The organism is Bradyrhizobium sp. 956_D2_N1_4 (assembly GCF_052076025.1).
In the GTDB taxonomy this organism is placed as follows: Bacteria; Pseudomonadota; Alphaproteobacteria; order Rhizobiales; family Xanthobacteraceae; genus Bradyrhizobium; species Bradyrhizobium barranii.
The window spans coordinates 1,487,857-1,513,816 of record NZ_CP197237.1 but is presented as its reverse complement, the minus strand read 5'-3'; the positions used below and the strand labels follow the sequence as shown (position 1 = coordinate 1,513,816).

Genomic DNA, 25,960 nt, shown 5'->3' with positions numbered 1-25,960 from the left:
TCATCGAAAGTGCAGAGACCTGCCAGTCTCTGTAGATTCGGGACACACCATGGATTATTTCAAGCGCTTCAACTTCCTGTTCGCCGCACCTGTGTTCGACGCCGACGATCTGGAAGGCATCCGCTTCAACCAGATTATCGAGGAGATCCAGCGCTCCGGCTTCGAGGTCGTGAGGGCCCGCAGGTTGGAGGACGCGGAGATCGCGGTGCAGACCGACGCCGCGATCGGCTGCATGGTGGTGGACTGGGGCAAGAAGGGCCTCGAGGGGAAGACCTCGGCGCTGATCAACCTGATGCGGCGCCGCGGCCTCGACTTCCCGATCATCCTCCTGATCCGGCGCAAGCGCTTCGAGGATTTGCCGGTCGAGGTGCTCGACTTCATCGACGGCTATGTCTTCCTGTCCGAGGAGACGCCGACCTTCATCGCCAAGAATTTGATCAGCCGGCTCAAGCAATATGCCGAGACGCTGAAGACGCCGTTCTTCGGCGCACTGGTCGATTATGCCGAGGAAGGCAACCAGCTCTGGACCTGTCCGGGTCACAATGGCGGCGTGTTCTACAACCGCAGCCCGATCGGCCGGGTCTTCGTCGAGCATCTCGGCGAATCCGTGTTCCGCGACGACCTCGACAATTCCGTGCTCGACCTCGGCGACCTCCTCACCCACGAGGGTCCCGCGCTGAGGGCGCAGAAGGAAGCTGCCCAGATTTTCGGCGCGGAGAAGACCTATTTCGTGCTCAACGGCACCTCGACCTCGAACAAGGTCGCGCTCGGCGCCCTCGTCACCGACGGCGACCTCGTGCTGTTCGACCGCAACAACCACAAGGCCGCCCATCACGGCGCGCTGATGATCAATGGCGGCGTCCCGGTCTACGTCCCGACCATCCGCAATGCCTGGGGCCTGATCGGCCCGATGCGCTGGGACATGCTCGACGAAAAGGCCCTGCGCGAGGCGATCCGGAACCATCCGCTGGTGACGGACAAGGACGCCTGGCGCAAGGCGCGGCCGTTCCGCGTCGCCGTCGTCGAGCAGTGCACCTATGACGGCTCGATCCACAGCGCCGAGATGATCCTGAAGCGCATCGGCCATCTCTGCGAATACATCCTGTTCGACGAGGCCTGGGCCGGCTTCATGAAATTCCACCCGCTCTATGCCGGCCGCTTCGCCATGGGGCTGGCGAACCTTCCCCCCGAAGCACCCGGCATCATCGCGACGCAGTCTACCCACAAGCAGCTCGCGAGCTTCTCACAGGCCTCCCAGATCCACATCAAGGACCGCCATATCCGCGGCCAGAAGCGGCGCGTCGAACACCGCCGCTTCAACGAGAGCTTCATGCAGCACGCCTCGACCTCGCCGTTCTACCCGCTGTTCGCCTCCCTCGACGTCGGCGCGCAGATGATGAAGGGCCGCTCGGGCGAGGTGCTGTGGGACGACACGATCCGGCTCGGCATCGAGCTGCGCAAGAAGATCCGCGCCATGCGCCGGGAGTTCGAGGAGAAGGAGCAAAATCCGGATCGCCGCTGGTTCTTCGAGCCCTTCGTGCCCGATCGCGTCGCCATTCCCGACGTCAGCCGCCCCGGCGCCGCGCACAACGTCGCCTGGGAGACCCTCTCCACCGACGAGCTCGCCACCAATCCGGCGCTGTGGCAGCTCTCGCCAGATACCAACTGGCACGGCTTTCCCGATCTCGCGGAGGGCTTTGCCATGACCGACCCGAACAAGCTGACGCTGCTGACGCCCGGCTTCGATCGCACCACCGGCGCCTATGCCGAGCACGGCATTCCCGCGCCCGTGGTCGCGCAGTATCTGCGCGAAAACCGCATCGTCCCTGAGAAGAACGACCTCAACTCCCTGCTCTTCCTGCTCACTCCCGGCGTCGAGGCGAGCAAGGCCGGCACGCTGATCTCCGGGCTTGTCGCATTCAAAAGGCTGCATGACGACAACGCGTTGCTGGCCGACGTCATCCCTGAATTCTACCAGCGGCGGCAGGCGCGCTATGCCGGCGTGCGGCTGCGCGATCTCTGCGGCGACATGCACCGCTTCTTCCGCGCCGCCGATGTCAGCGCCCTCCAGGCCCGGCAGTTCATGCCCGAGCACATGCCCGAGATCGCGATGTCGCCGCGCGATGCCGCGCGCTATCTGTTCAAGAACGACGTCGACTATTTGCCGATCGAGGCGATCGCGGGCCGCATCGCCACCACGCCGTTCGTGGTCTACCCGCCCGGCATCGCCACCATCGTCCCCGGCGAGCGGCTGACGGAGCGGGCCAAGCCCATGGTGGATTATCTCAAAATGTTCGAAACCTGCTTCAACACGTTCCCGGGGTTCGATGTGGAAATCCAGGGCGTCTACAAGGAGATCGATGCACAGGGCCGCATCGGCCTCTATACTTACGTCGTTGCCGAGTAGGTGCCGATGAACGAAACAGCGATTGCGCGTACAGATGACGAACCGGTTCTGGTCCGCCCCTCACGGGAGAGCGATGTCGAGGCGATGCTGGCGATCTACCGCCATCACGTCCGCAATGGCGTGCCGCGCGACGTCGAGGGAACCGGCGCGCCCGAACCGGACGATCTGCGCGACCGCCGCAAGAACCTGAAGCAGACCCGCCTGCCGCATCTGGTCGCGACCTATCGCGGCGAGGTGGTCGGCTATGCCTATGCGGTGCTGTTCCGCAAGCGCCCGGCCTACCGCTACACGGCCAAGCACTCGATCTACGTCCACCACGAGCATCTCGGTCGCGGCGTCGGACGGCTGCTGCTCCAGGGAATGATCGATGCGTGCGCGGCGGCCGGCTTCCGCCAGATGATCGGCTATATCGATGCCGACAACGCGCCCTCGCTGGCGCTGCACGAAAAGTTCGGCTTCGCGCGCGCCGGCGTGCTCTGCGGCGTCGCCTATCGCCACGGCCGCTGGTCGGACACGGTCATGGTGCAGCGATCGCTCGGCGCGGGCATCACCGCGCCGCCGACGCTAACGGCACCGGGCCGTTAAACCTTACGAGGGAAAGTCAGCCGGCTTGACCTGGATCCGGTCGGCATGCAGCGACCAGTGATGCAACGCCTGGTCCTTGCAAAACCTCGCCTTCGCCCGCTCCCTGGCTTCGTCCTCGTCGGTGGCGTCGATTTCGAGCGTGCCCTGGCAAACCTCGATCTGCCGGCCGTACTGGCCGAGCACGTCCTTCATGAACCTGACGACATAAGTTGACATGGGACCTCCTGCCTGCGCCAGCGTGCCCCGGCGGCACTTTAATCCCATTTAGCCTGAACCGGGAAAGGAGATTTTGACGCGGATCAAGATCGGTGACGGTTCCCGCCGCCAACGCAGGCGTCGATACAATCCGTCAGCGATCACGTCTTGATATCGAGGAGGGTCTGTTCTGTCTCGGCGTAGGCTTGAATGACCTTCGCATTGGCAATGAAGCTGTACTTGGCGGCCGCCATTTGAACGAACTCGCTGGCGAGATCGACGTTCGGCGCGGCGACAAGGCCGTCCTCGTTTGCGAAGGCAGCGCCGGGGTCGGATTGTGCGGTATAGCTCGGCGAAACCGTCGACACGGTCGCGACCGTACCGCCTGGCGTCGAGCCGCTCGATTGGGAGACCTGATCGATGCGCAACGGCACATAGGCCGCTGGAAATGTCGGGCCAATGCTCGAGCTGCCCGCACCGGCCGATGTGCTCGATCCGCTTGAGGCGGGTAGCGGGCCGGTCGTGCGGACATTGGCGATGTTGCTCGCGGCCACGTTCACGCGCAAACTCGCCGCGGAAAGTCCGGATGTCGCAATCGAAAATATGCTCATGGACTTCAACTACAGGACAAGTGATACGCGTTCATTCACGCCATCAGTAAAATCCGCCGCTTTCTGTTTTCATCCGCGTAACCAACGATCGGAGCGCGATCAGGCTTCGCACGCCCCTACCCCGGCGTCACGCCGAACGCCTGCTTGAAGCGCTCGGCGTAGCGCGGCCAGACCTCGGGATTGATGATGCGCGGCGGGCGTTTGCCGTCGAGCGTGTCCAGCACCTGCTCGGCGGCGATGCGGCCCATGTTCTGGCGCGCCTCGATCGTCACGCCTGCGGTGTGCGGGCTCGCCAGCACGTTGTCGAACTGGAGCAGCGGATGCTCGGGCGGCGGCGGCTCCTTCGACCAGACGTCGAGGCCGGCACCGGCAATGCGCTTGTCGCGGAGCGCCTGGAGCAGCGCATCCTCGTCGTGGATGAAGCCGCGCGCCGTGGTGATGAAATAGGCGTGCGGCTGCATCAGCGCGAATTCGCGCGTGCTGATCATGTTGCGGCTTTTCTTGTCGAGCGGACAGGAGATCGAGACGAAATCGGCGCGGCGCAGCAGCTCGTCGAGCTCGACCTTCTCCCCGCCCCGCTCGGCCATCACCTCGGCCGACAAATACGGGTCATAGGCCAGCACCGTCATGCCGAGCAGGCCCTTGCACAGCGCGGCAATGCGGCGGCCGACATTGCCGAGGCCGATGATGCCCACGGTCTTGTGCTCGACCTCGTTGCCGACGAGCTCGTTGCGGTTGACGTTGGCCTCCCTGCGGAGCTTGCGGTCGGACTGGATGATGCGCTTGGACAGCGTCAGCATCATCGCCAGCGCATGCTCGGCGACGGAATGCGCGTTGCCACCGGACTGGTTGACGACCAGCACGCCCGCATCGGTGCAGGCCTCGACATCGACGGGATCGAAGCCCGCGCCATTGCTGGAGACCAGCAACAGGTTCGGCGTGCGCTTCAGGAAGGCGGCATCGACATGGAAATGCGGGGCAAGTTCGTCGCGGGCGGCTCCGATCTGGTAAACATGCGCCGCGTTCAGGATCGGGGCATAGAAATCTTCCGGGCTCTCGTTCTCGATGCGATCGAGCCGGACGTCGGACCGCGCCTTCAGGATGTCGATATAGATCGGATTGGCCAGGTATTTGACGTAGAAGACACGCTTGCTGTTGACGGACATCAGGACCCTTCCGGCTCTCTCAAGGAGACCCGCAAGGCCAGCGCACCCCGCGCTCCGTCCATGCGTTCCTCCCGTTTTTGCATTATCGCCGCTTATGACATGGCGGTGCCGGCCACGACAGGCCGTCTGGCGCAGATCACGGTGCTGGCCCGGACATGTTGACAATCCCGCTGCCTGCGTCAAGTTCGGCAGACCGCCGCGACGACCAGAACCAAGAAGCATGCGCGGCTCAAGGGAGAACGCAATGGCGCTTGCGGAACAGCAGACCTCGCCCCAGGCGGCACAAGGCGCCGGCGACAGGAGCTGGCACGGCATCGTCCTGCAGACCCTGAAGCGGAACGAGATCAGCCTGATCCCTTACGTGCCCGACCGCGTGCTGACGCCGCTGATCAAGAACCTGCACGCCGACCCCTTCTTCACCACCTTTGCCACCGCCCGCGAGGAGGAGGCCGTCGGCATCGTCTCCGGCGCCTGGATGGGCGGACGTCGCGGCGCGGTGCTGATGCAGACCTCCGGCTTCGCCACGCTCGCCAACGTGCTGGCCTCGCTCGCGGTGCCCTACCAGATCCCGCTGATCATGTTCGTCTCCGAGCGCGGCACGCTTGGCGAGTTCAATTACGGGCAATCGCTGGTCTGCCGGACCATGCGCCCGGTGCTGGATTCGCTCGCGCTGGAGCACCACACCATCACCCGGCTCGACGAACTCGAATTCATCGCCGACCGCTCGATCAAGCAGGCCGTCACCACGCAAGCGCCGGTGGCGTTAATCCTCAACCCGCTGCTCACCGGCGGCAAGACGTTCGACAAGTGAGGTCGGCGATGAACACGCGCAATACCAAGGTCATGAACCGCTTCGACGTTACCTCGCGCCTGATCGGAAAGCTCAAGCACGAGGAAGCCGTGGTCGGCGGCATCGGCAACACCAATTTCGATCTCTGGGCCGCCGGCCATCGCCCGCAGAACTTCTACATGCTCGGCAGCATGGGGCTGGCTTTCCCGATCGCATTGGGCGTCGCGCTGGCCCAGCCCGATCGCCGCGTCTTCGCGCTCGAAGGCGACGGCTCGCTGCTGATGCAGCTCGGCGCGCTCTCGACGATTGCGGCGTTGAAGCCGAAGAACCTCATCATGATCGTGATGGACAACGGCATCTACCAGATCACCGGTGCGCAGCCGACGCCGGCCGCTGGCGTCGCCGACATCGTCGCCATAGCCACAGGCTCGGGACTTGCCAACAGCGCCTGGGCCGCGGACGAGGAGGATTTCGAGCGGCTGGTCGACGAGGCCATGTCCGCCTCCGAGCCGAGCCTGATCGCGGTCCGCATCGACGACAAGCCGGGCGTGGGTACCACCCGCAGGGATCCCGTCCAGATCCGGGAACGCTTCATGCACGGCCTCGGCGTACGCGAGCCACTTTAACGTTTCGTCATTAACTACACGGCGATCTGATCCCTGCCCCGCAACAGGCCGTTGCAAATCCGTGCTATCGGCACCGGATGCCCATTTTTATTCGCTTTTTTGCCTGGCTCCTCGCGGCCGCCGTCACTTTCGCAACCCTCGGCCCGCCCGGCCTGCGGCCCCATTCCGACCTCGGCCAGGACGGTGAGCACGCCCTCGCCTTCATCCTGGTGGGACTGGCCTTCGGCCTCGCCTACCGGAATCGCCGCTGGGCCATCGCCGCCATCGCGGTGGTCCTGATCGGCGTGCTCGAGCTGATGCAGTTCTGGGCACCGGGACGGCATGCACGGCTGGACGATTTTCTGGTCGATGCCGGCACCGCCTGTATCGGCTTTGCGCTCGCCGCCGTCGCCGATTGGATCATGGCACGCCTCCGCGCCAATTCGGCCCTGACGAACTAGGGCCCCGCGGAGTGACGCTCCGCGGGGCCCGGCTCTTCAAAGCCTTCACGCTCTGACCGATCAGTCGATGATCTTGACGACGCGGCGCGTGCGCGGTTCGACGATGACGCGGCGATCGTTCACGACCGCGTAGCGATACTCGGTATAGTTCGGCACGGGGCGCAGCACCACGGTCGGGGGCAGCGGCTCGCCGACGACGACGCGCTCGTGGATCACGACGGAATCGTCGCGCGGGATTCCGCCGAGCACGGCATTCGGAATTTCGAGGCCCGCGCCGACGGCCGCACCGACGGTGCCGCCGACCATCGCGCCGATCGGTCCGCCGATGTCGCCACCCGCACGTGCGCCGTCCCTGGCGCCCTGTTCGGTCGTCGACTGGGCAAAGGCTGCACTCGACGCCAGCAGCGACACGGCAGCCAGCGAAATCGCAAGACGGGTCTTCATGTCCACACTCTCCAGTGATTGTTCTGCGCCTTCAACCGCGGGGGCGGACCATTGTTCCGGTTCCCGCACGACGAAAGACAGACCAGATCTGGAGAGTGTTACCGCGTAACACTTACGCTGCGGCGATCTCGTGTCCCGCCATCAGTTCCAGTGCCCGCACCATCGCGGAATGATCCCAGGCCTTGCCGCCATGCGCGGCGCAGGACGAGAACAATTGCTGCGCCAATGCCGTGCTCGGCAACGACAGGCCGAGCGCGCGCGCACCTTCGAGCGCGAGGTTGAGGTCCTTCTGGTGCAGCTCGATGCGGAAGCCCGGCTCGAAATTGCGCTTCACCATGCGCTCGCCATGCACTTCGAGAATCCGCGACGATGCAAAACCGCCCATCAGCGCCTTGCGCACGAGAGCGGGATTGGCCCCCGCCTTGGATGCGAACAGCAGCGCTTCGCTCACCGCCTCGATCGTCAGTGCGACGATGATCTGGTTGGCCACCTTCGTCGTCTGACCATCGCCATTGGCGCCGACATGCGTGACGTTCTTGCCCATCTTGTCGAAGATCGGCTTCATGGTGCCAAAGGCCCGCTCCGGCCCGCCGACCATGATGGTGAGGGTCGCGGCCTTGGCCCCGACCTCGCCGCCCGACACCGGCGCGTCGAGATAGTCCGCGCCTAGCGCCTCGATCTTCTTCGCGAATTCTTTGGTCGCCAGCGGCGAGATCGAGCTCATGTCGACGACGATCTTGCCCTTGGAGATCCCGTTAGCAACGCCGTCCTTACCGAACAGCACCGCCTCCACATGCGGGGTATCAGGCACCATGATGATGACGGCATCCGCCTCCTCCGCGACCTCCTTGGCTGACTTGCAGGCGATGCCACCCGCGGAAATCAGCTCAGGCGCGACCGGCGCGACGTCATGTAGGAGCACGCGATGGCCTGCGGCCAGAAGGTGGCCGGCCATCGGCCGTCCCATGGTGCCAAGTCCGATGAAGCCGATATCGATCATGTCTACGTTTCCTCAGGTCTCAAATGTCTGCGCGGCGTGCCAGGACAGGCCTTCCAGCGTCGTGGTGCGCGGCTTGTATTCGCAGCCGATCCAGCCGCGATAGCCGATCGCGTCGAGGTGGCGGAACAGGAAGGGGTAGTTGATCTCACCGGTGCCGGGCTCATGGCGACCGGGATTGTCGGCGAGCTGGATATGGGCGATCTGCGGGAGATATTCCTGCATGGTCCGGGCGAGATCGCCCTCCATGATCTGCATGTGGTAGATGTCGTACTGGATGAACAGATTGTTCGACCGCACCTCGGAGATCAGCTGAACCGCCTGCTCGGTGCCGTTGAGGTAGAAGCCGGGAATGTCGAGCGTGTTGATCGGCTCGACCAGGAGCTTGATGTTCTCGCGCGCCAGCGTCGAGGCGGCAAAGCGAAGATTGCCGACCAGCGTTTCGTTGAGCTCGCGCGGGTCGGCATCGGCAGGCGCGATGCCGACGAGGCAATTGAGCTGCTCGCAATCGAGCGCCTTGGCATAGTCGATGGCACGGAACACGCCGTCGCGAAATTCACTGACGCGATCGGGCAGGATCGCGATGCCGCGCTCGCCCGCCGCCCAGTTGCCCGCTGGAAGATTGTGCAGCACCTGCGTCAGCCCGTGAGCTTCGAGCTGCTCGCGCAGCAACGCCTTGTCGAAATCATACGGGAAGAGATACTCGACCCCGGAGAAGCCCGCCGCTTTCGCCGCGGCGAAACGGTCGATGAACGGCATCTCGTTGAAGAGCATGGTGAGGTTGGCGGCAAATTTCGGCATGATGCTGTTCCCCCTATTCCGCCGGCTGAAGCACGCCGGGCCGCGCGGTCGAGACCTCGTCGAGCGGCAGATCCAGCACCTCCTCGAACTCGACGATGTTGTCGATCTCCGTGCCCATCGCGATGTTGGTGACGCGTTCGAGAATGAACTCGACCACGACGGGCACGCGGTGCTTCGCCATCAATTCACGCGCGGTCGCAAACGCCGCCTGCGTATCCTTGGGATCGGTGACGCGGATCGCCTTGCAGCCCAGGCCTTCGGCGACCGCGACATGGTCGACGCCGTAGCCACCGAGCTCCGGTGCGTTGACGTTCTCGAAGGAGAGCTGGACGTGGTAATCCATGTCGAAGCCGCGCTGGGCCTGGCGGATCAGGCCGAGATAGGAATTGTTCACGACGACGTGGATGTAGGGCAGATTGAACTGCGCGCCGACCGCGAGCTCCTCGATCAGGAACTGGAAGTCGTAATCGCCGGACAGCGCGACGATCTCGCGATCCGGGCATGCCGCACGCACTCCGAGCGCGGCAGGCAGCGTCCAGCCGAGCGGGCCGGCTTGCCCGGCATTGATCCAGTTGCGCGGCTTGTAGACGCCCAGGAACTGCGCGCCGGCGATCTGCGACAAGCCGATCACGGTGACATAGGTGGTGTCGCGGCCGAAGGCCTTGTTCATCTCCTCATAGACGCGCTGCGGCTTGATCGGGACGTTGTCGAAATGGCTCTTGCGCAGCATCGTCTTCTTGCGATCGCGGCAGGCCGCGGCCCACGCCTGGCGCTCGCGGAGCCTGCCTGACCGGCGCCACTCCCTGGCGACGGTGACGAAGAGCTCGAGCGCGGCCTTGGCGTCCGAGACGATGCCGAGATCCGGATTGAACACGCGCCCGATCTGGGTCGGCTCGATGTCGACATGCACGAAGGTGCGACCCTTGGTGTAGGTCTCGACCGAGCCGGTGTGACGGTTGGCCCAGCGGTTGCCGATGCCGAGCACGAAGTCGGATTCCAGCATGGTCACATTGCCATAGCGGTGGCTGGTCTGCAGGCCGACCATGCCGGCCATCAGCACGTGGTCGTCGGGGATCGCACCCCACGCCATCAGCGTCGGCACGACCGGCACGTTGGCGATCTCGGCGAATTCCACCAGCAGGTCCGAGGCGTCGGCGTTGATGATACCGCCACCGGCGACGATCAGCGGCCGCTCGGCGGCGTTGAGCATCTCCAGCGCCTTCTCGACCTGCTTGCGCGTCGCGGTGGGCTTGTAGACTGACAGCGGCTCATAGGTCTCGTCGTCGAACTCGATCTCGGCGAGCTGCACGTCGAGCGGCATGTCGATCAGCACCGGACCCGGCCGGCCCGAGCGCATGATGTGAAAGGCCTGGCTGAACACACGCGGCACCAGCGCCGGCTCGCGCACGGTCACAGCCCATTTGGTGACGGGCTTTGCGATCGACTCGATGTCGACGGCCTGAAAATCTTCCTTGTAGAGCCGTGCGCGCGGCGCCTGCCCGGTGATGCAGAGGATCGGAATGGAATCGGCGATCGCCGAATAGAGCCCGGTGATCATGTCGGTGCCGGCCGGCCCCGACGTGCCGATGCAGACGCCGATATTGCCGGCCTTCGCCCGCGTATAGCCCTCGGCCATATGCGAGGCGCCCTCGACATGGCGCGCGAGAATGTGGCGGATCGACCCGCGCTTCTTCAGCGCCGAGTACAGCGGATTGATCGCGGCCCCGGGAACGCCGAAGGCAGTCGAGATGCCTTCCTTCTCCAGAATTCGCACGGCAGCATCGACGGCTCGCATCTTCGCCATATCGGACCTCGCTTGAGTTGCGTCAGCGAGCGCGATCATCGGGCGTGCAAGATGCGATCTCAACGAGATCGATTTTATTTTCCACGATGCGGCAGCCGTGGAAAAACCGCGGCGGTCTCAAGCGGTTAGATCGACATCGGCGTGAAAGCCGCTCACTCGAACAGTGGCGCGAGCTCCATCTGCGGCACCAGCACGAGGCCCTTGTCGGTGATACGAATTTCCGGAATGACCGACAGCGGAATCAAATTGAAGCCCATGTAGGGGATGGTGCAGCCGGCTTCGGCCCATTCCTTCTTCAGTACCTTGACCGCTTCGGCGACCTCGGTGACCCGTTTGTCGGAGAGCAGGCCTGCGATCGGCAGCGGAACCAGCGCCCTCACCTTGCCGTCGGCGACGACGCAAACGCCGCCCTGCTCCGCCTTGATGGCCGATATCGCCGCCTGCATGTCGCCCTCGTTGGTGCCGGCGACGATGATGTTGTGGCTGTCGTGCCCGACGCTGGAGGCGACCGCCCCGCGCTTCAGGCCGAAATCCTTCAGCAGGCCGTAAGCCACATTGCCGGCCGACTTGCCGTGGCGCTCGACCACCGTGACGAAGCACAGGCCGTAGCGCTCAAACAGCGACGGCCAATCCTTGGCCGGCTCGATCGCGACCTTCTCATGAATCAGCGTAATGCCCGGCAACGCGGTCTTGATAGCGTTGACGGTACACGCCTTCGCCGGCAATTCCGGCGTCAGCTTGACCTTCTCCGGCAGCTTCACCGTCGCATAGGCCGCCTTCGGATATTGATAGCGCTGCGACAGCGCCTGATCGAGCCGCGGCGTAATCTTGCCATGCTCGACCACCAGCTCGCCGCCATACCAGGTGCATTGCGGCTTGAGCTGATCGTCCATCAGCACGAGATCGGCGCGGCGGCCGCCGCCGAGCCCGCCGATATCGCCCTCCATGCCGAAGCGTATGGCGCCATGCAGCGAGCCCATCGACCAGGCCTGTTCGGGCGACATGCCGGCCTTTACGGCCTCGCGCACCACCCAGTCGAGACCGAACAGCAGAAGATCGTCGGCATCACGGTCGTCGGTGCACACGGCCGTACGTTTGTGCGACGCCCCGAGTTCGGTGATGGTGCGGATCGCCTGCGGCAGCGAATGCCAGGGCGTGGTCGGCGGACCGCCGCGCAGGAACACCCAGACGCCGGCGTCGAGCAGATCGTCGGCGATATCGCGATCGATCGCCTCATGGGTGTCGGTGACACCGGACGCCGCATAGGCCGCGACGAATTCACGGCCGTAAACGTGTCCGGACACCGGCCGCCCCCGCTTCAAGGCAGCGGCAAGAATGGCATGGCTGCGCTCGTCGCCCATCGTGACAGGCACGAAATCCATCTTCTCGCCGAGCGCGACCGCTTCGGGCCAGCGGTCGAACAGGCCGGCGATCTTGTCTGGCGTGAGGTCGCCGCCCGCGGTCTCCAGTTCCGCCGACGTGGCCGGCACCGTGCTCGGCACCGTCAAAAAGATCGAGAGCGGCGCCTCGCGCGCGTCCTCCAGCATCGCCTCGACACCGGCGACATCCATGACGTTGCCGATCTCGTGGCTGTCGCAGAAGATCGTGGTGGTGCCGTTGAGGAGCGCAGCCTCGGCATAGGCGCAGGCCGTCACCATGGAGGATTCGATGTGGATGTGCGGATCGACCAGCCCCGGCGCGATGATGCCGCCGGCGGCGTCGTAAAGCGGCACCCCGCCCCAGACCTTCTTCGCCGCCCCGGCCGGTTTCACCGCTGCGACGCGGCCACCGGTGATCCAGACCTCCCGACCGGGATGGATACGTTCCGAATAGGTCGAAAGCACCCGGGCACCCGTGACCACGAGATCCGGTGCGACGCGCGCGGAGGCGACATCGGCCAGACGCCGGGTCATCGAATGCAGCGGTGCGACGGCGAAGCGGCTAAGTCTGGTCATCGGGACCCTCGCGTGGCGTTACGGCCCGGCGATGGTTACGCCCTGCGCTATAGCGGGCAAGCGCAAATATAACGGCAGGCCCTGCTTACGCCTTAGGCGCCGAACTGCCCGTCGCCCCCGCCCTTGCGGGCCTGCGCGGGTTCCGCCTTCTCGGCGGTGCTGCAGCAGCGGGCTTGACCCGAATTCGCATCGACCGGCCCTTTGGCTCATCGATCTCGAACGAATTCGTCTTGCGTACGAGGTCACTCAGCTTGCGGAACCCGAACGTTCTCGGATCGAAATCGGAGGCCAGATTGGCGAGCTGCCGGCCGACTTCGCCGAGCGCGACCCAGCCGTCCTCGCTCTCCATCTGGGTGATGACCTTCTTGATGATGGGCGTGGCGGCATCGGGCGGCTGAAGCGACGTCGATCTTGAGGCGGCATCCTGGGTGGTCGCCGGGACGGAGACCAGGTTCTCGGTGTAGACGAACCTTCGGCAGGCCTGCCTGAAGCTCTCCGGCGTCTTCTGCTCGCCGAACCCGAACACGTCGACGCCCTGCTCGCGGATGCGGGCGGCCAGACGGGTAAAGTCGCTGTCGGAGGAGACCAGGCAGAAGCCGTCGAACCGGCCGCTGTGAAGCAGGTCCATGGCGTCGATCACCAGGGTTATGTCGGAGGCATTCTTTCCCGTCGTATAGGCGAATTGCTGCTGCGGGATGATGGCGTGCTTCGACAGAATGTCGGCCCAGCCCCTGGACCGTGCATTGGAGAAGTCGCCATAGATGCGGCGGACGCTGGCCTCGCCGATCTTGGCAATCTCCTCGAACAGCCCATCCGCGATCTTCGCAGAGGCGTTGTCGGCATCGATCAGGACGGCGAGACGGGGCGAGCGAAGTTCCGACGGCATGGCGTTTCCTCAACGAGCTGGACGCAGCATTAGAGGACGCGCGCGCCGGGACGGCTAGTCCTCGTTCGCCTTGAAGCGCCCCATCCCCTTCAGCACGAACGGGGCCAGCAGCGCAACCAGCGCAATGCCGAGCAGCGTCGCCGAGATCGGGCTCTGGAGCAGCGTCATGGGATCGCCGAGGCTGATCGCGAGCGCGCGGCGCAGCTGGCTCTCGGCGATCGGACCGAGGATCAGGCCGACGACGACCGGCGCGATCGGAAAGTCGAACCGGCGCATCAGGAAACCGAGCACGCCGAAGCCGGCGAGCATCGACAATTCGACCACCGACGGCTTTGCGGCGATGGTGCCCATGGTCGCGAACACGAGAATGCCGGCATAGAGCCAGGGCTGCGGGATCGCGAGCAGCCGCACCCACAGGCCGACCAGCGGCAGATTGAGCACCAGCAACATGCAATTGGCGATGAAGAGACTGGCGATCAGGCCCCAGACAAGGTCAGGCCGCTCGGCAAACAGCAGCGGCCCCGGGTTGAGGCCGTACTGCTGGAACCCCGCCAGCATCATCGCGGCCGTCGCCGAGGTCGGCAATCCCAGCGTCAGCAGCGGCACCAGCGTGCCGGCGGCGGAGGCGTTGTTGGCGGCCTCCGGTCCCGCGACGCCTTCGATCGCGCCCTTGCCGAATTCTTCCGGATGTTTTGTCAGCCGCTTCTCAGTGGAATAGGACAGGAAGGTCGGGATCTCCGCGCCGCCAGCGGGCAGCGCACCGATCGGGAAGCCGAACATGGTGCCGCGCAGCCACGGCTTCCACGAACGCTTCCAGTCTTCTTTCGTCATCCACAGCGAGCCCCGCACCGGCTCGAGCTTTTCCTCAGTGTGGTGGCGGCGCGATGCGACGTAGAGCGCCTCGCCCACCGCAAACAGGCCGACAGCAAGTGTGGTCACCTCGACGCCGTCGAGCAGCTCGGGGACGCCGAACGCAAGCCGCGCCTGACCCGTCAGCTTGTCGATGCCGACGAGGCCCAGCGTCAGGCCGATGAAGAGGCTGGTCAGGCCGCGGACCGGGGAATCGCCGAAGGTTGCCGACACCGTGACGAAGGCGACGCACATCAGCGCGAAGTAATCCTCGGGGCCAAAGCGCACGGCGAAATCGACCAGCCACGGCGCGAGAAACGCAAGGCCGATGGTGGCGATGGTGCCGGCGACGAAGGAGCCGATCGCGGAGGTCGCAAGCGCCGGCCCGCCGCGGCCGGCCTTGGCCATCTTGTTGCCTTCGAGCGCAGTCGCCATCGAGGCACTCTCGCCGGGCGTGTTGATCAGGATCGCCGTGGTCGATCCGCCATACATGCCGCCGTAATAGATGCCCGCGAACATGATCAGCGAGCCGCCGGGGTCGAGCTTGTAGGTCACCGGCAGCAGCAGCGCGACCGTCAGCGCCGGGCCGATGCCCGGCAGCACGCCCACTGCCGTGCCAAGAAACACGCCGATCAGCGCGTAAAGCAGGTTCATCGGCTGGACGGCGACCGCCATGCCGTGGGCCAGCGCCGCAAAAGTGTCCATCACAGCAGTCGCTCCAGCGGGCCGGTCGGAAGGCTCAGCGTCAGCAGCCGGTCGAACGCGAGATAGATGAGAGTCGACATCACGAGGGCGATGATGCTGTCGACGAGGATGGCACGGCGCCCGAAAGCTGCCGACGTCGTCACGAACAGCGCCGACGTCGCCAGGATGAAGCCGCCGCCGAAGCCGATGATGGCAATGAGGAGCGCAAGGCCAACGAGGATCAGAACCACAGGCACGGGATCGGCGCTCTCGCGCGCCGGCAGATTGCCGCGCAGCGCGTCGATGAAATTGCCGATCGCGAGCAGCGCAAGGCCGGTGGCGACCACGACCGGCATTGCCTCCGGTCCCATCCCGTACATCGAAGTGGATTGTAGCCCGCGCGCGTCCCAGACCAGCACCGCGGCGAGACCTGCGAGCAATACAGCGATGACGATGCCGGCGCGATCGACGCGCCGCGGCTGGGCGGGATCGCCTGAGGTCATGACTTGACCAGGCCGACCGATTTCAGCACGTCGGTGACGCGCACGGTTTCCTTCTTCAGGAAGTCGACGAAGGCGTCGCCGCCGAGATAGGCATCCTCCCAGCCCTTCTGCTTGAGGATCTCCTTCCAGGCGTCCGACTTCACCATCTTCTCGACCGCATTGCTCAGCGTCTTGCGCTGCTCCGGCGTGATGCCGGGAGGCGCGACCACCGAACGCCAGTTGGCGATCACGAGGTCGATGCCTTGCTCCCTAAAGGTCGGGATGTCGCTGCCGGCGATGCGCTTCTCCGAGGTCACGCCGATCGCGCGCAGTTTGCCGGATTTGATCTGCCCTTCATATTCGCTCAGCCCCGAAATGCCCGCGGTGACCTTGCCGCCGAGGATTGCCGCCAGCGATTCGCCGCCGCCGGAGAACGGGATGTAGTTGATCTTCTTCGCGTCGGCGCCGACGGCGCCCGCGAACAACGCGGCCATGACGTGGTCGACGCCGCCGGCCGAGCCGCCGGCGAAGGTCACCTTGGCGATGTCGGCTTTCACCGCGGCGGCGAGATCCTGCGCGGTCTTGATCGGCGAATTCGCCGGCACCACGATCACCTGGATTTCCTCGGTGAGGCGCGCGATCGGCGTCACCTGCTCGAGCGTGACAGGCGATTTGTTCATGGCGAGCGCACCCACCATGACGAAGCCGTTGACCATCAACTGGTTGCCGTCGCCCTTGGCGCCGTTGACGAACTGCGCGATGCCGACGCTGCCGCCGGCGCCGGGAACGTTGACGACCTGCACGCTGCGCGCGACGCCCGAAGCGACCAGCGCCTGCTGCATCGAGCGCGCGGTCTGGTCCCAGCCACCGCCCGGGGCCGCCGGCGCCATCAGCTTGAGCTCGAGCTGCTGGGCGAAAGCGGGCGCAGCTGCCGCAAGGGTCAGCGCGACGGCTGCGCCGACAAGGCGCGCGGGAAATTTGAACATGGGGGGCATTCTCCAGGGCTCGTGCGGACGTCGTTGATCGGTTGCCGCATTGTGTCGTTTGGTCGCATATCAGCCAAAACGGCCGATGCTGTCCAGCGACAGGCCCGGTTCCTTGTTAGCCAGATTTCGGCATCACCCCGCCGAGCGCGACGGTCAACTCGCCGGCGACTTCGCGCACGATTTGGCCGATTTCCGGCAATCTGTCGTCGGTCAGGCGGCTGGTCATGCCCGAGACGGAAATCGCCGCGAGCGGCTCGGCGCAGTCGTTATAGACCACTGCGGCAATACAGCGCAGGCCCATACAGGCTTCTTCATCGTCGAGCGCAAAACCCTGCTTGCGTATCTTCTCGAGCTCCTTGAACAGGTCGCCCGGCCGCACGATCGACTTCTCGGTCAGGCGGGGCATGCCGTGATGGCGGATGACCGCGCCGACGTCCTCGTCCGAATAAGTCGCGAGCACTGCCTTGCCGACGCCTGACGTCACCATAGCGACGCGGCCGCCGACCTGGGTCAGCGAGCGCATGATCTCGCGGCTCTCCATGCGGGTCAGCACGATGATGAACTCGTCGTCGACGACAGCGAGATTGGCGGTCTCGCGAGTGAGATCGCGCAGCTTGCGCAAGTAAGGAATCGCCTGCGTGGAGAAATTACGCCGCCGGGCAAAGCTCGCGCCGACCGTGAAGCTGCGCACGCCGACATGCCATTTGGACTGGGCACGGTCGAACTGCACGAAGCGGCGGCTCTCCAGCGTCGCCAGCAGGCGGTGCACGGTCGAGGCCGACAGGCCGGTGCGCACGGCGAGGTCGCTGAGGCGATAGCCTTCGTCGTCTTCGGCCAGCGTTTCGAGGATCGATAGCGCGCGGTCGACGGACTGCACGCCGCCATCGCGCGCGTCGTGGTCGGCCTCCGATGGCGATCGAGGCTCGAGCGATTTGCGCCGGATCACGTTCTTGCTCATCGCGACCTGACCGTTCTCCCTCGCCCTATTCTTATTTCCCTCTCCCCGCTTGCGGGGAGAGGGTCAGGGTGAGGGGGAGTCTCCGCAAGGACGGTGACAGTTAGACTCGTGGAGAGTCCCCCTCACCCGAATTGCTTCGCAATTCGACCTCTCCCCGCGCGCGGGGAGAGGTGAATAACCACCCGCTCCGGATCATACCGAAGCGTCTTCGTCGTCTCAGAGCAGCCCCGCGCCGCGCGCCCACTTGTACTTGGCGCCGAGCACCTCGACCGGCAGCTCGGTGGAGTACGCGTAGGCCGGGATGCCGTTCTGGTAGAGATATTCGGCGGCTTCCTCGACCTCGACGTCGCCGGCGAGCGAGGCGACGATCGGCTTCACGAAGCCCTTGGCCTCCATCTCCTTCTTCACCTCGACCATGTTGCGGGCGAACACCATCGGGGGCGTGACGATGGTGTGCCAGTAGCCGAGGATCAGCGAATGGATCCGCTCGTCCGACAGGCCGAGCTTCACCGTGTTGACGTAGGTGATCGGCGGCTCGCCGCCGGTGATATCCACAGGATTTCCGGCCGCACCGAACGGAGGGATGAACTTGCGGAAGGCCGCATCCAGATCCGGCGGCATCGACATCAGCGACAGGCCGTTGTCGACGCAGGAGTCCGACAGCAGCACGCCCGAGCCGCCCGCACCGGTGATGATCAGCACGTTCTCGCCCTTCGGCGTCGGCAGCACCGGCACGCCACGGGCGAATTCGAGCAGCTGCCGCAGCGAGCGGGCCCGGATCACGCCGGACTGCGCCAGGACGTCCTCGTAGATCTTGTCGTTACCGGCGAGCGCGCCGGTATGCGACGAGGCCGCCTTTGCGCCGGCCGAGGTGCGGCCGGCCTTGAGCACGATGACCGGCTTCTTCTTGGAGACGCGCTTGGCGGCTTCCGCGAAGGCGCGGCCGTCCTTGAGGTCTTCGCAGTGCTGCGCGATCAGGTTCGTGTTCGGATCCTGCTCGAAAAAGGCGAGCAGATCGTCCTCGTCGATATCGGACTTGTTGCCGAGGCCGACGATCGCCGAGACGCCCATCTTGGCCGAGCGCGAGAAGCCGATGATGGCCATGCCGATGCCGCCCGACTGCGACGACAGCGCGGCGTGGCCCTTGACGTCATAGGCCGTACAGAAGGTCGCGCAGAGATTGGCCGGCGTATAATAGAAGCCGTAGATATTCGGCCCCATCAGGCGGATGTCGTACTTCTTGCCGACCTCGACGATCTCGGCCTGAAGCTCCGGCGCGCCGGCTTCGGCGAAGCCCGACGGAATCAGAACCGCACCCGGGATTTTCTTCTCGCCGCATTCGGTGAGCGCCGCCGCGACGAACTTCGCGGGGATCGCGAACACGGCCGTGTCGATCACGCCCGGCACGTCCTTCACGCTCTTGTAGGCCTTGTAGCCGAGGATCTCGGCGGCCTTGGGGTGGATCGGATAGATGTCGCCCTTGTAGCCGCCGTTGATGAGGTTCTTCATCACGGAGTTGCCGATCTTGCCGTCCTCGGCGGAGGCGCCGACCACGGCGACCGCCTTCGGCTGCATGATGCGGCTCATGGCCGCGACGATCTCTTCGGTCGGGCGCGGCTTCGGCTTGGGCACATAGGCGAAGTCGACGACGATGCGCACGTCGGCGGCGATCGCGTCCTTGGCCGTCGCGAACACCGGGTTGAGATCGAGCTCGACGATCTCGGGGAAATCGGTGACGAGCTGCGAGACCTTGACGATGACGTCGGCGAGCGCCGTACGATTCACCGCCTCGCCGCCGCGAACGCCCTTCAAAATCTCATGCGCCTGGATGCCGTCGAGCATCGACAGCGCGTCTTCCTTGGTCGCGGGCGCGAGGCGGAAGGTAATGTCCTTCAAGACTTCGACCAGCACGCCGCCGAGGCCGAAAGCGACCAGCTTGCCGAACGAGCCGTCGGTGATCGAGCCGACGATGACCTCGGTGCCGCCGGCCAGCATCTGCTGCACCTGGACGCCCTCGATCTTGGCATCGGACTTGTACTTCTTGGCGTTGGAGAGAATGGTCTCGTAGGCCTTCTCGGCATCCTCGGCCGTCTTGAGGCCGACGATGACGCCGCCAGCTTCGGTCTTGTGGAGAATGTCCGGCGAGACGATCTTCATCACCACTGGGAAGCCCATCGAGGAGGCCATTTTGCCGGCCTCACCCGCCGACCTGGCCACGCCCTCCTTCGGCACCGGAATGCCGTAGGCGTCGCAGACCAGCTTGCCTTCCGGCGCGGTCAGGCTGGTGCGGTTGTCCGCCTTGACCTGGTCGAGCACTTTGCGGACGGCATCTTTGGAATTGGACATATGGCTTCTCCCTTGACCTCAGTTCGTTCTTTCAAAGCGCGCGCGTGTAGCGGCTGCCCGTGATGCTTGCCATTCGCCGCGCTCTGTTCCATGTCGCGGAACGGAGTGGCATAAAGCCCACATTACTCCGCCGCTTTGGATCAAAAATGGCTGGCGATGGCATTTGGTATGCCAGAAGCCAACTTGTCAAGCTGCTGCATGACTTAGAACGCCGCAAAAAATAGCCAGCTTGACATTCTGGCATGTGGTATGCCAAAAACTTTCCAGTTAATAATCCTGTAAAAGACGACTCCCACTGGAGGAGATTCGTCGTGTCACTGCGGAAACCAACCAAGGCGTTGCCGAACATGACCGAGGCAGATATCGCAATCGTTCGTATTGCCCCGGAGAGCAGCTTCAAGAACAAGGCGTATGACGCCTTGAAGGAAGCCATCCTCAAGATGGACATCTACTCGACGCCCGAGCCGGTGATGCTCGACGAGCGCGCGCTGTCCGAACGCCTGGGTGTCAGCCGCACCCCGATCCGCGAAGCCATCGCGATGCTCGAGCAGGACGGCTTCGTGAAGACGGTTCCGCGCCGCGGCATCATGGTGGTGCGCAGAACCAAGAGCGAGATCGTCGACATGATCCGCGCCTGGGCGGCGCTGGAGAGCATGGCGGCCCGCCTGATCACCACCACCGCACGCAAGAAAGACATCACGGCGCTGCGCGACTACTTCAAGGATTTCGGCAAGGACCGCCTGCCCGAGGATCACGTCGAGGAATATTCGCGCGCCAACATCGCCTTTCATCAGGCGCTGATCTCGCTGTCGGAATCGCCGGTGCTGGTCGATCTCACCAACGACCTGCTGCTGCACGTGCGCGGCTACCGCCAGCTCACCATCGGACGCAAGGATCGCACCGCCACTTCGCTGCCCGAGCATCTCAGCATGATCGAAGCACTGGAAGCGCGCGACACCGAGCTCGCCGAGAAGCGCGCCCGCGACCACACCCTTGGCCTTGCCGCTTACGTCGAAGCGCACGGTCAAGAACTGTTCACCTAGCAACGTTCACCAGAAGGGCGAGCCATTCGCCCACAAAGCCTAAAACGGCATATGAGACCAGGGAGACAAGGCCCATGCTGAATACCGCGACCAAGTCCGAAGCACCGGGCACCGAGCAGGAATTGACGGATGGCTTTCATCTCGTCATCGACGCGCTCAAGCTGAACGGCATCAACACCATCTATAATGTGCCGGGCATCCCGATCACGGATTTGGGCCGCATGGCGCAGGCCGAAGGCATTCGTATGATCTCCTTCCGCCACGAGCAGAACGCCGGTTACGCCGCAGGCATCGCCGGTTACCTCACCAAGAAGCCGGGCATCTGCCTCACGGTGTCGGCGCCCGGCTTCCTCAACGGTCTCACCGCGCTCGCGCACGCCACCACCAACTGCTACCCGATGATCCTGATCTCGGGCTCCTCCGAGCGCGAGATCGTCGACCTCCAGCAGGGCGACTACGAAGAGATGGACCAGCTCGCGATCGCCAAGCCGCTGTGCAAGGCGGCCTATCGCGTGCTGCACGCCCAGGACATCGGCATCGGTCTCGCCCGCGCCATCCGCGCCGCGGTCTCGGGCCGTCCGGGCGGCGTCTATCTCGACCTGCCGGCAAAACTGTTCGGCCAGGTGATGAACGCCGATGCCGGCCAGAAGTCGCTGGTCAAGGTGATCGACGCCGCGCCCGCACAGATCCCCTCGCCCGCTTCGATCAAGCGCGCGCTCGACGTGCTCAAGGCGGCGAAGCGTCCGCTCATCATCCTCGGCAAGGGCGCGGCCTACGCGCAGGCCGATGAAGAGATCAAGTCGTTCGTCGAGAAGAGCGGCGTGCCGTTCCTGCCGATGAGCATGGCCAAGGGCCTCCTCCCCGACACGCATCCGCAATGCGCTGGCGCCGCGCGCTCCACGGTGCTGAAAGAATCCGACGTCGTGCTGCTGATCGGCGCCCGGCTGAACTGGCTGCTCTCGCACGGCAAGGGCAAGAGCTGGGGCGAGACCCCGAAGAAGTTCATCCAGGTCGACATCGAGCCGCGCGAGATGGACTCCAACGTCGAGATCGTCGCGCCCGTGGTCGGCGACATCGGCTCGGTCGTCTCCGCCTTCAATCAGGCGATCAGCACGGGTTGGACCGCGCCGCCGGCCGAATGGACCAAGGCCATCGTGTCCAAGCGTGACGAGAACGTCGCCAAGATGGCGCCGAAGCTCATGAACAACAAGTCGCCGATGGACTATCACGGTGCGCTCGGCGTGCTGAAGAACGTGATCAAGGACCATCCCGAGGCGATCCTCGTCAACGAGGGTGCCAACACGCTCGACCTCGCCCGCGGCGTCATCGACATGTACAGGCCGCGCAAGCGCCTCGACGTCGGCACCTGGGGCGTGATGGGCATCGGCATGGGCCAGGCGATCGCGGCTGCGCTCGAGACCGGCCATCCCGTGCTCGCGGTGGAAGGCGACTCGGCCTTCGGCTTCTCCGGCATGGAGGTCGAGACCATCTGCCGCTACAACCTGCCGATCTGCGTCGTCATCTTCAACAATGACGGCATCTATCGCGGCACCGACATCAACAGCGTCAATGCCGATCCGGCGACGACCGTGTTCGTCAAGGGCGCGCGCTACGACAAGATGATGGAAGCCTTCGGCGGCGTCGGCGTGAATGCCACCTCGCCCGACGAGCTCAAGCGCGCCGTCAACGAGGCGATGGCCTCGGGCAAGCCGACGCTCATCAACGCGGTGATCGATCCGGCCGCGGGCTCGGAGAGCGGCCGCATCGGCAACCTCAATCCGCAGAGCGTTCTGCAGAAGAAAAAGTAAGTCCTCCCCTTCAACCCTTAATTCCCTGCGGTTTGCGGGGGCAGACAGAGTATACGGAGCAACACGATGACCAAAGCGCTCAAGGGCGTTCGCATTCTCGACTTCACCCACGTCCAGTCCGGACCGACCTGCACGCAGCTGCTGGCATGGTTCGGCGCCGACGTGATCAAGGTGGAACGTCCGGGCGTGGGCGACATCACCCGCGGCCAGCTGCAGGACATCCCGAACGTGGACAGCCTGTATTTCACCATGCTCAACCACAACAAGCGCTCGATCACGCTCGACACCAAGAACCCCAAGGGCAAGGAAGTCCTCACCGAGCTGATCAAGAAGTGCGACGTGCTGGTCGAAAACTTCGGCCCCGGCGTGCTCGACCGCATGGGCTTCCCCTGGGAGAAGATCCAGGCGATCAACCCGAAGATGATCGTCGCCTCGATCAAGGGCTTTGGCCCTGGCCCCTACGAAGACTGCAAGGTCTATGAGAACGTCGCGCAGTGCACCGGCGGCGCCGCCTCGACCACCGGCTTCCGCGACGGCCTGCCGCTCGTCACCGGCGCGCAGATCGGCGACAGCGGCACCGGCCTGCACCTGGCGCTCGGCATCGTCACCGCGCTCTATCAGCGCACGCATTCGGGCAAGGGCCAGAAGGTCACCGCCGCGATGCAGGACGGCGTGCTCAACCTCGCCCGCGTCAAGCTGCGCGACCAGCAGCGCCTCGCGCATGGTCCGCTCAAGGAATACAGCCAGTTCGGCGAAGGCATTCCGTTCGGCGACGCCGTGCCGCGCGCCGGCAACGATTCCGGCGGTGGCCAGCCCGGCCGCATCCTGAAGTGCAAGGGCTGGGAGACCGATCCTAACGCCTACATCTACTTCATCACCCAGGCCCCGGTCTGGGAGAAGATCTGCGACGTGATCGGCGAGCCCACCTGGAAGACCGATCCGAACTACTCCAAGCCGGCCGTCCGCCTGCCGCGCCTCAACGAGATCTTCGCCCGCATCGAACAGTGGACGATGACCAAGACCAAGTTCGAGGCGATGGAAATCCTCAACAAGGACGACATCCCCTGCGGCCCGATCCTGTCGATGAAGGAGATCGCCGAGGACCAGTCGCTGCGCGCCACCGGCACCGTGGTCGAGGTCGATCACCCGACCCGCGGCAAGTACATCTCGGTCGGCAATCCGATCAAGCTGTCGGATAGCCCGAGCGAGGTGGAGCGCTCCCCGCTGCTCGGCGAGCACACCGACGAGATCCTGCGCAGCGTGCTCGGCTTCAGCGATCACCAGGTCGCCGACATCCACAAGTCCGGCGCGCTCGAGCCGCCGCAGAAGCAGGCCGCTGAGTAAGCCGCACCACGTTGAACGAGACGAAAGGGCCGCCCGAAGGGGCGGCCCTTTTTGCTTCAGAAGACCGTGCGGTCGCGGCTGTGACTAAAAAATGGAAAAACAACCCCATGCACAGTAGCTAACCTGTTGGCTTTAAACGATTTCGTATTTCACGAAACCTCTTTTGACACGTCGGGCAAAACAGGGGTATTATGCCATCATCCGAAAAGTGAATGTTTTGCGCGGCGACGAGCACTTCGCAGCACGATCGAGGTGATTATCTCGAGACAAAAGGCCGCCGGTTTCGTCGGCGAGCTCCGGCATAGCCTTCGGCTTTTTCAGAAAATTCATTTCATCGAAGGGATTTGGCCATGCTTGCTGAATTCATCGCACGGCATGCGGCAGCGCGAAACATCCATTACGGCTGGGTGATGGCTGCACTGGGATTTCTCTATTCGCTATTTGCAAGCTCGGCGCTCGGCGTGCCCAGCGTCCTGATGCGGGAGATCGCTTCTGACATCGGCGTCAGCATGAGCGAGTTGTCTGCATCGCAAGGACTTCGCTTCGCGCTGTTCGGACTGGCGGCGCCGTTCGCCGGCGGCTTGATGCTCCGCTACGGTCCGCGGATGATGCTGTCGATCGCCGGAACGCTGGCGCTGGCCGGACCGCTGCTGACGATCGTCATGACGAACCGGTTCGAAATGTGGCTCGGCCTCGGGCTTATTCTCGGCATCGCGCCGGGGCTCACGGCCCTGCAACTTGCCGCGGTCATCTCGGTACGCTGGTTCACGACCCATCGGGGATTGGTGGTCGGCCTCCCGAACGGATCAATCGCAACCGGCACTTTGATCTTCATGCCGCTGGGCGCGTGGATCGCCGAGAATTGGGGCTGGCGCGTCGCGCTTGTTCCGTCCGGATTCGGTCTTCTCGTCTCGCTCGTCCTCTTTCTGCTGCTCGGGAAGGACCGCCCCCAGGAATTGGGGCTGGCGCCACTCGGAGAGACGGCGATGCCGCCGGTGCCCGCAATTCCCGCGCAGAACTTTGCGGCAATCAGTTTCCGGGGCCTGCGCCTGGCATCAACCCGTCTGGTGTTCTGGGTGCTGGCGCTGACGTTCCTCATCTGCGGTGTATCCAGCTACGGGCTGACATCGACACACTTCGTGCCATTCTGCGGCGATCTCGGCTTGCCGGTCGTGACATCAGCAGGTTTGCTCGCCATGATCGGGGTGTTCGATCTGATCGGTACGATCGGATCGGGATTGCTGTCCGACCGCTACGACAACCGATGGCTGCTGGCGATCTATTACGGCTTTCGCGGACTTGCGTTGATCTGGCTCGTGGAGTCCAACGCAACGTTGGGAGCGATGAGCGCGTTCGCGATACTCTACGGCCTGGATTTCATCGCGACTGTTCCGCCTACGGTGAAGTTGACGGTCGGTACGTTTGGGCGGGAGATGGGGCCGGTGGTCTTCGGCTGGATTTTTGCCGCCCACCAGCTCGGCGTTGGCCTGATGGCATTTGCCGCGGGCGTCAGCAGAGATACGCTAGGGACTTATGTGCCGGCGTTTCTTCTCGCCGGGCTCCTCTGCCTTTTGGCCGCTGCAGCCTTTGCGCTGGTGAAGGATCCGGCGGTTCCGGCTCCCGCATAACGGACCTCTCTCGCCCCGCCGCAGAAGCAGGCTGCTGAGTAAGCGGGACCATCAGAGAAGACGAAGGGCCGCCGATTTCGGCGGCCTTTCTTTGTCTGGCGTTGGCTAGAGTCTTTCCCGTTCCG

23 protein-coding genes are annotated in these 25,960 nt (G+C 64.5%); 9 read left to right on the top strand and 14 right to left on the bottom strand.

The features are described from left to right. Positions 1-49: 49 nt before the first annotated feature. Together AB7535_RS06900 and AB7535_RS06895 are read left to right on the top strand one after the other, a co-directional pair. A complete protein-coding gene (locus AB7535_RS06900; protein ID WP_085400649.1) occupies positions 50-2,407 on the top strand; it encodes an Orn/Lys/Arg decarboxylase N-terminal domain-containing protein in 2,358 nt (785 codons plus the stop codon). 6 nt (positions 2,408-2,413) lie between these two features. Further along, positions 2,414-2,992, top strand: coding sequence for a GNAT family N-acetyltransferase (locus AB7535_RS06895; protein WP_085400679.1), 579 nt, complete (start codon positions 2,414-2,416; stop codon positions 2,990-2,992). A gap of 3 nt (positions 2,993-2,995) precedes the next feature. Here AB7535_RS06895 and AB7535_RS06890 read toward each other — a convergent pair whose 3' ends face one another. The 3 genes from AB7535_RS06890 to AB7535_RS06880 form a co-directional block, all read right to left on the bottom strand. Beyond that, positions 2,996-3,208 (bottom strand): hypothetical protein, encoded by a 213-nt coding sequence (locus tag AB7535_RS06890; RefSeq protein ID WP_028150282.1) that lies wholly within the window; start codon positions 3,206-3,208, stop codon positions 2,996-2,998. 140 nt (positions 3,209-3,348) lie between these two features. Continuing rightward, a complete protein-coding gene (locus tag AB7535_RS06885; RefSeq protein ID WP_135215001.1) occupies positions 3,349-3,798 on the bottom strand; it encodes a flagellar basal body rod protein FlgC in 450 nt (149 codons plus the stop codon). A gap of 116 nt (positions 3,799-3,914) precedes the next feature. After that, positions 3,915-4,964: a hydroxyacid dehydrogenase gene (locus AB7535_RS06880; RefSeq protein ID WP_063984507.1), complete on the bottom strand. Its 1,050-nt coding sequence runs from the start codon at positions 4,962-4,964 to the stop codon at positions 3,915-3,917. A 244-nt stretch (positions 4,965-5,208) separates the two neighbouring features. Between AB7535_RS06880 and AB7535_RS06875 the strand changes: the two genes are divergently transcribed. From AB7535_RS06875 to AB7535_RS06865, 3 genes are all read left to right on the top strand, one after another. Next, positions 5,209-5,775 (top strand): thiamine pyrophosphate-binding protein, encoded by a 567-nt coding sequence (locus tag AB7535_RS06875; RefSeq protein WP_085400646.1) that lies wholly within the window; start codon positions 5,209-5,211, stop codon positions 5,773-5,775. Positions 5,776-5,783: 8 nt separating this feature from the next. Then, positions 5,784-6,380, top strand: a complete 597-nt coding sequence (locus AB7535_RS06870) for a thiamine pyrophosphate-dependent enzyme (RefSeq protein ID WP_085400644.1) — start codon at positions 5,784-5,786, stop codon at positions 6,378-6,380. Positions 6,381-6,457: 77 nt separating this feature from the next. Continuing rightward, positions 6,458-6,820 carry a VanZ family protein gene (locus AB7535_RS06865; RefSeq protein ID WP_085400642.1) on the top strand — a complete coding sequence of 121 codons (363 nt, stop codon included), beginning with the start codon at positions 6,458-6,460 and terminating at the stop codon, positions 6,818-6,820. A gap of 60 nt (positions 6,821-6,880) precedes the next feature. On the opposite strand, the gene AB7535_RS06860 is transcribed toward AB7535_RS06865, so the two are convergent. From AB7535_RS06860 to AB7535_RS06810, 11 genes are all read right to left on the bottom strand, one after another. Next, entirely contained in the window at positions 6,881-7,264 is a 384-nt protein-coding gene (locus AB7535_RS06860; RefSeq protein WP_014496647.1) for a DUF1236 domain-containing protein, read from the bottom strand. A gap of 112 nt (positions 7,265-7,376) precedes the next feature. Continuing rightward, on the bottom strand, positions 7,377-8,264 hold the full coding sequence (locus tag AB7535_RS06855) for a 2-hydroxy-3-oxopropionate reductase (protein WP_085400641.1): 888 nt from the start codon (positions 8,262-8,264) through the stop codon (positions 7,377-7,379). A gap of 12 nt (positions 8,265-8,276) precedes the next feature. Further along, a complete protein-coding gene (hyi, locus tag AB7535_RS06850) occupies positions 8,277-9,062 on the bottom strand; it encodes a hydroxypyruvate isomerase (protein WP_085400639.1) in 786 nt (261 codons plus the stop codon). A 13-nt stretch (positions 9,063-9,075) separates the two neighbouring features. Then, entirely contained in the window at positions 9,076-10,866 is a 1,791-nt protein-coding gene (gene gcl / locus AB7535_RS06845; protein ID WP_085400638.1) for a glyoxylate carboligase, read from the bottom strand. A 152-nt stretch (positions 10,867-11,018) separates the two neighbouring features. Continuing rightward, complete coding sequence (locus AB7535_RS06840; RefSeq protein WP_085400636.1) at positions 11,019-12,821, bottom strand: adenine deaminase C-terminal domain-containing protein; 1,803 nt, start codon at positions 12,819-12,821, stop codon at positions 11,019-11,021. An 85-nt stretch (positions 12,822-12,906) separates the two neighbouring features. Next, positions 12,907-13,707: an NYN domain-containing protein gene (locus tag AB7535_RS06835; RefSeq protein ID WP_038931674.1), complete on the bottom strand. Its 801-nt coding sequence runs from the start codon at positions 13,705-13,707 to the stop codon at positions 12,907-12,909. 54 nt (positions 13,708-13,761) lie between these two features. Next, complete coding sequence (locus AB7535_RS06830; protein ID WP_085400634.1) at positions 13,762-15,261, bottom strand: tripartite tricarboxylate transporter permease; 1,500 nt, start codon at positions 15,259-15,261, stop codon at positions 13,762-13,764. After that, positions 15,261-15,743, bottom strand: a complete 483-nt coding sequence (locus AB7535_RS06825; protein WP_085400632.1) for a tripartite tricarboxylate transporter TctB family protein — start codon at positions 15,741-15,743, stop codon at positions 15,261-15,263. The genes AB7535_RS06830 and AB7535_RS06825 overlap by 1 nt, the downstream gene beginning before the upstream one ends. Then, positions 15,740-16,708, bottom strand: a complete 969-nt coding sequence (locus AB7535_RS06820) for a Bug family tripartite tricarboxylate transporter substrate binding protein (RefSeq protein ID WP_085400631.1) — start codon at positions 16,706-16,708, stop codon at positions 15,740-15,742. Before AB7535_RS06820 ends, AB7535_RS06825 begins: the two co-directional genes overlap by 4 nt. Positions 16,709-16,823: 115 nt before the next feature. Continuing rightward, positions 16,824-17,666 (bottom strand): IclR family transcriptional regulator, encoded by an 843-nt coding sequence (locus tag AB7535_RS06815; RefSeq protein ID WP_063984517.1) that lies wholly within the window; start codon positions 17,664-17,666, stop codon positions 16,824-16,826. Positions 17,667-17,882: 216 nt separating this feature from the next. After that, a complete protein-coding gene (locus AB7535_RS06810) occupies positions 17,883-20,012 on the bottom strand; it encodes an acetate--CoA ligase family protein (protein WP_028150267.1) in 2,130 nt (709 codons plus the stop codon). 347 nt (positions 20,013-20,359) lie between these two features. Here AB7535_RS06810 and AB7535_RS06805 point away from each other — a divergent pair, with 347 nt between their 5' ends. The 4 genes from AB7535_RS06805 to AB7535_RS06790 all read left to right on the top strand — a co-directional run bounded on the left by AB7535_RS06805 (position 20,360) and on the right by AB7535_RS06790 (position 25,835). Beyond that, positions 20,360-21,055 carry a GntR family transcriptional regulator gene (locus AB7535_RS06805; RefSeq protein ID WP_166105920.1) on the top strand — a complete coding sequence of 232 codons (696 nt, stop codon included), beginning with the start codon at positions 20,360-20,362 and terminating at the stop codon, positions 21,053-21,055. 74 nt (positions 21,056-21,129) lie between these two features. Beyond that, entirely contained in the window at positions 21,130-22,863 is a 1,734-nt protein-coding gene (gene oxc, locus AB7535_RS06800; protein ID WP_085400629.1) for an oxalyl-CoA decarboxylase, read from the top strand. Positions 22,864-22,929: 66 nt separating this feature from the next. After that, positions 22,930-24,207 (top strand): formyl-CoA transferase, encoded by a 1,278-nt coding sequence (frc, locus tag AB7535_RS06795; RefSeq protein WP_085400627.1) that lies wholly within the window; start codon positions 22,930-22,932, stop codon positions 24,205-24,207. Positions 24,208-24,557: 350 nt separating this feature from the next. Beyond that, positions 24,558-25,835, top strand: coding sequence for an MFS transporter (locus AB7535_RS06790; protein WP_201266164.1), 1,278 nt, complete (start codon positions 24,558-24,560; stop codon positions 25,833-25,835). Positions 25,836-25,960: the final 125 nt, after the last annotated feature.

Bases quoted from the DNA above. Each gene is read 5' to 3' on its own strand.
- AB7535_RS06900 (WP_085400649.1), top strand. From the start codon at position 50: ATGGATTATTTCAAGCGCTTCAACTTCCTGTTCGCCGCACCTGTGTTC.
- AB7535_RS06895 (WP_085400679.1), top strand. From the start codon at position 2,414: ATGAACGAAACAGCGATTGCGCGTACAGATGACGAACCGGTTCTGGTC.
- AB7535_RS06890 (WP_028150282.1), bottom strand. From the start codon at position 3,208: ATGTCAACTTATGTCGTCAGGTTCATGAAGGACGTGCTCGGCCAGTAC.
- AB7535_RS06885 (WP_135215001.1), bottom strand. From the start codon at position 3,798: ATGAGCATATTTTCGATTGCGACATCCGGACTTTCCGCGGCGAGTTTG.
- AB7535_RS06880 (WP_063984507.1), bottom strand. From the start codon at position 4,964: ATGTCCGTCAACAGCAAGCGTGTCTTCTACGTCAAATACCTGGCCAAT.
- AB7535_RS06875 (WP_085400646.1), top strand. From the start codon at position 5,209: ATGGCGCTTGCGGAACAGCAGACCTCGCCCCAGGCGGCACAAGGCGCC.
- AB7535_RS06870 (WP_085400644.1), top strand. From the start codon at position 5,784: ATGAACACGCGCAATACCAAGGTCATGAACCGCTTCGACGTTACCTCG.
- AB7535_RS06865 (WP_085400642.1), top strand. From the start codon at position 6,458: ATGCCCATTTTTATTCGCTTTTTTGCCTGGCTCCTCGCGGCCGCCGTC.
- AB7535_RS06860 (WP_014496647.1), bottom strand. From the start codon at position 7,264: ATGAAGACCCGTCTTGCGATTTCGCTGGCTGCCGTGTCGCTGCTGGCG.
- AB7535_RS06855 (WP_085400641.1), bottom strand. From the start codon at position 8,264: ATGATCGATATCGGCTTCATCGGACTTGGCACCATGGGACGGCCGATG.
- hyi (WP_085400639.1), bottom strand. From the start codon at position 9,062: ATGCCGAAATTTGCCGCCAACCTCACCATGCTCTTCAACGAGATGCCG.
- gcl (WP_085400638.1), bottom strand. From the start codon at position 10,866: ATGGCGAAGATGCGAGCCGTCGATGCTGCCGTGCGAATTCTGGAGAAG.
- AB7535_RS06840 (WP_085400636.1), bottom strand. From the start codon at position 12,821: ATGACCAGACTTAGCCGCTTCGCCGTCGCACCGCTGCATTCGATGACC.
- AB7535_RS06835 (WP_038931674.1), bottom strand. From the start codon at position 13,707: ATGCCGTCGGAACTTCGCTCGCCCCGTCTCGCCGTCCTGATCGATGCC.
- AB7535_RS06830 (WP_085400634.1), bottom strand. From the start codon at position 15,261: ATGGACACTTTTGCGGCGCTGGCCCACGGCATGGCGGTCGCCGTCCAG.
- AB7535_RS06825 (WP_085400632.1), bottom strand. From the start codon at position 15,743: ATGACCTCAGGCGATCCCGCCCAGCCGCGGCGCGTCGATCGCGCCGGC.
- AB7535_RS06820 (WP_085400631.1), bottom strand. From the start codon at position 16,708: ATGTTCAAATTTCCCGCGCGCCTTGTCGGCGCAGCCGTCGCGCTGACC.
- AB7535_RS06815 (WP_063984517.1), bottom strand. From the start codon at position 17,666: ATGAGCAAGAACGTGATCCGGCGCAAATCGCTCGAGCCTCGATCGCCA.
- AB7535_RS06810 (WP_028150267.1), bottom strand. From the start codon at position 20,012: ATGTCCAATTCCAAAGATGCCGTCCGCAAAGTGCTCGACCAGGTCAAG.
- AB7535_RS06805 (WP_166105920.1), top strand. From the start codon at position 20,360: ATGACCGAGGCAGATATCGCAATCGTTCGTATTGCCCCGGAGAGCAGC.
- oxc (WP_085400629.1), top strand. From the start codon at position 21,130: ATGCTGAATACCGCGACCAAGTCCGAAGCACCGGGCACCGAGCAGGAA.
- frc (WP_085400627.1), top strand. From the start codon at position 22,930: ATGACCAAAGCGCTCAAGGGCGTTCGCATTCTCGACTTCACCCACGTC.
- AB7535_RS06790 (WP_201266164.1), top strand. From the start codon at position 24,558: ATGCTTGCTGAATTCATCGCACGGCATGCGGCAGCGCGAAACATCCAT.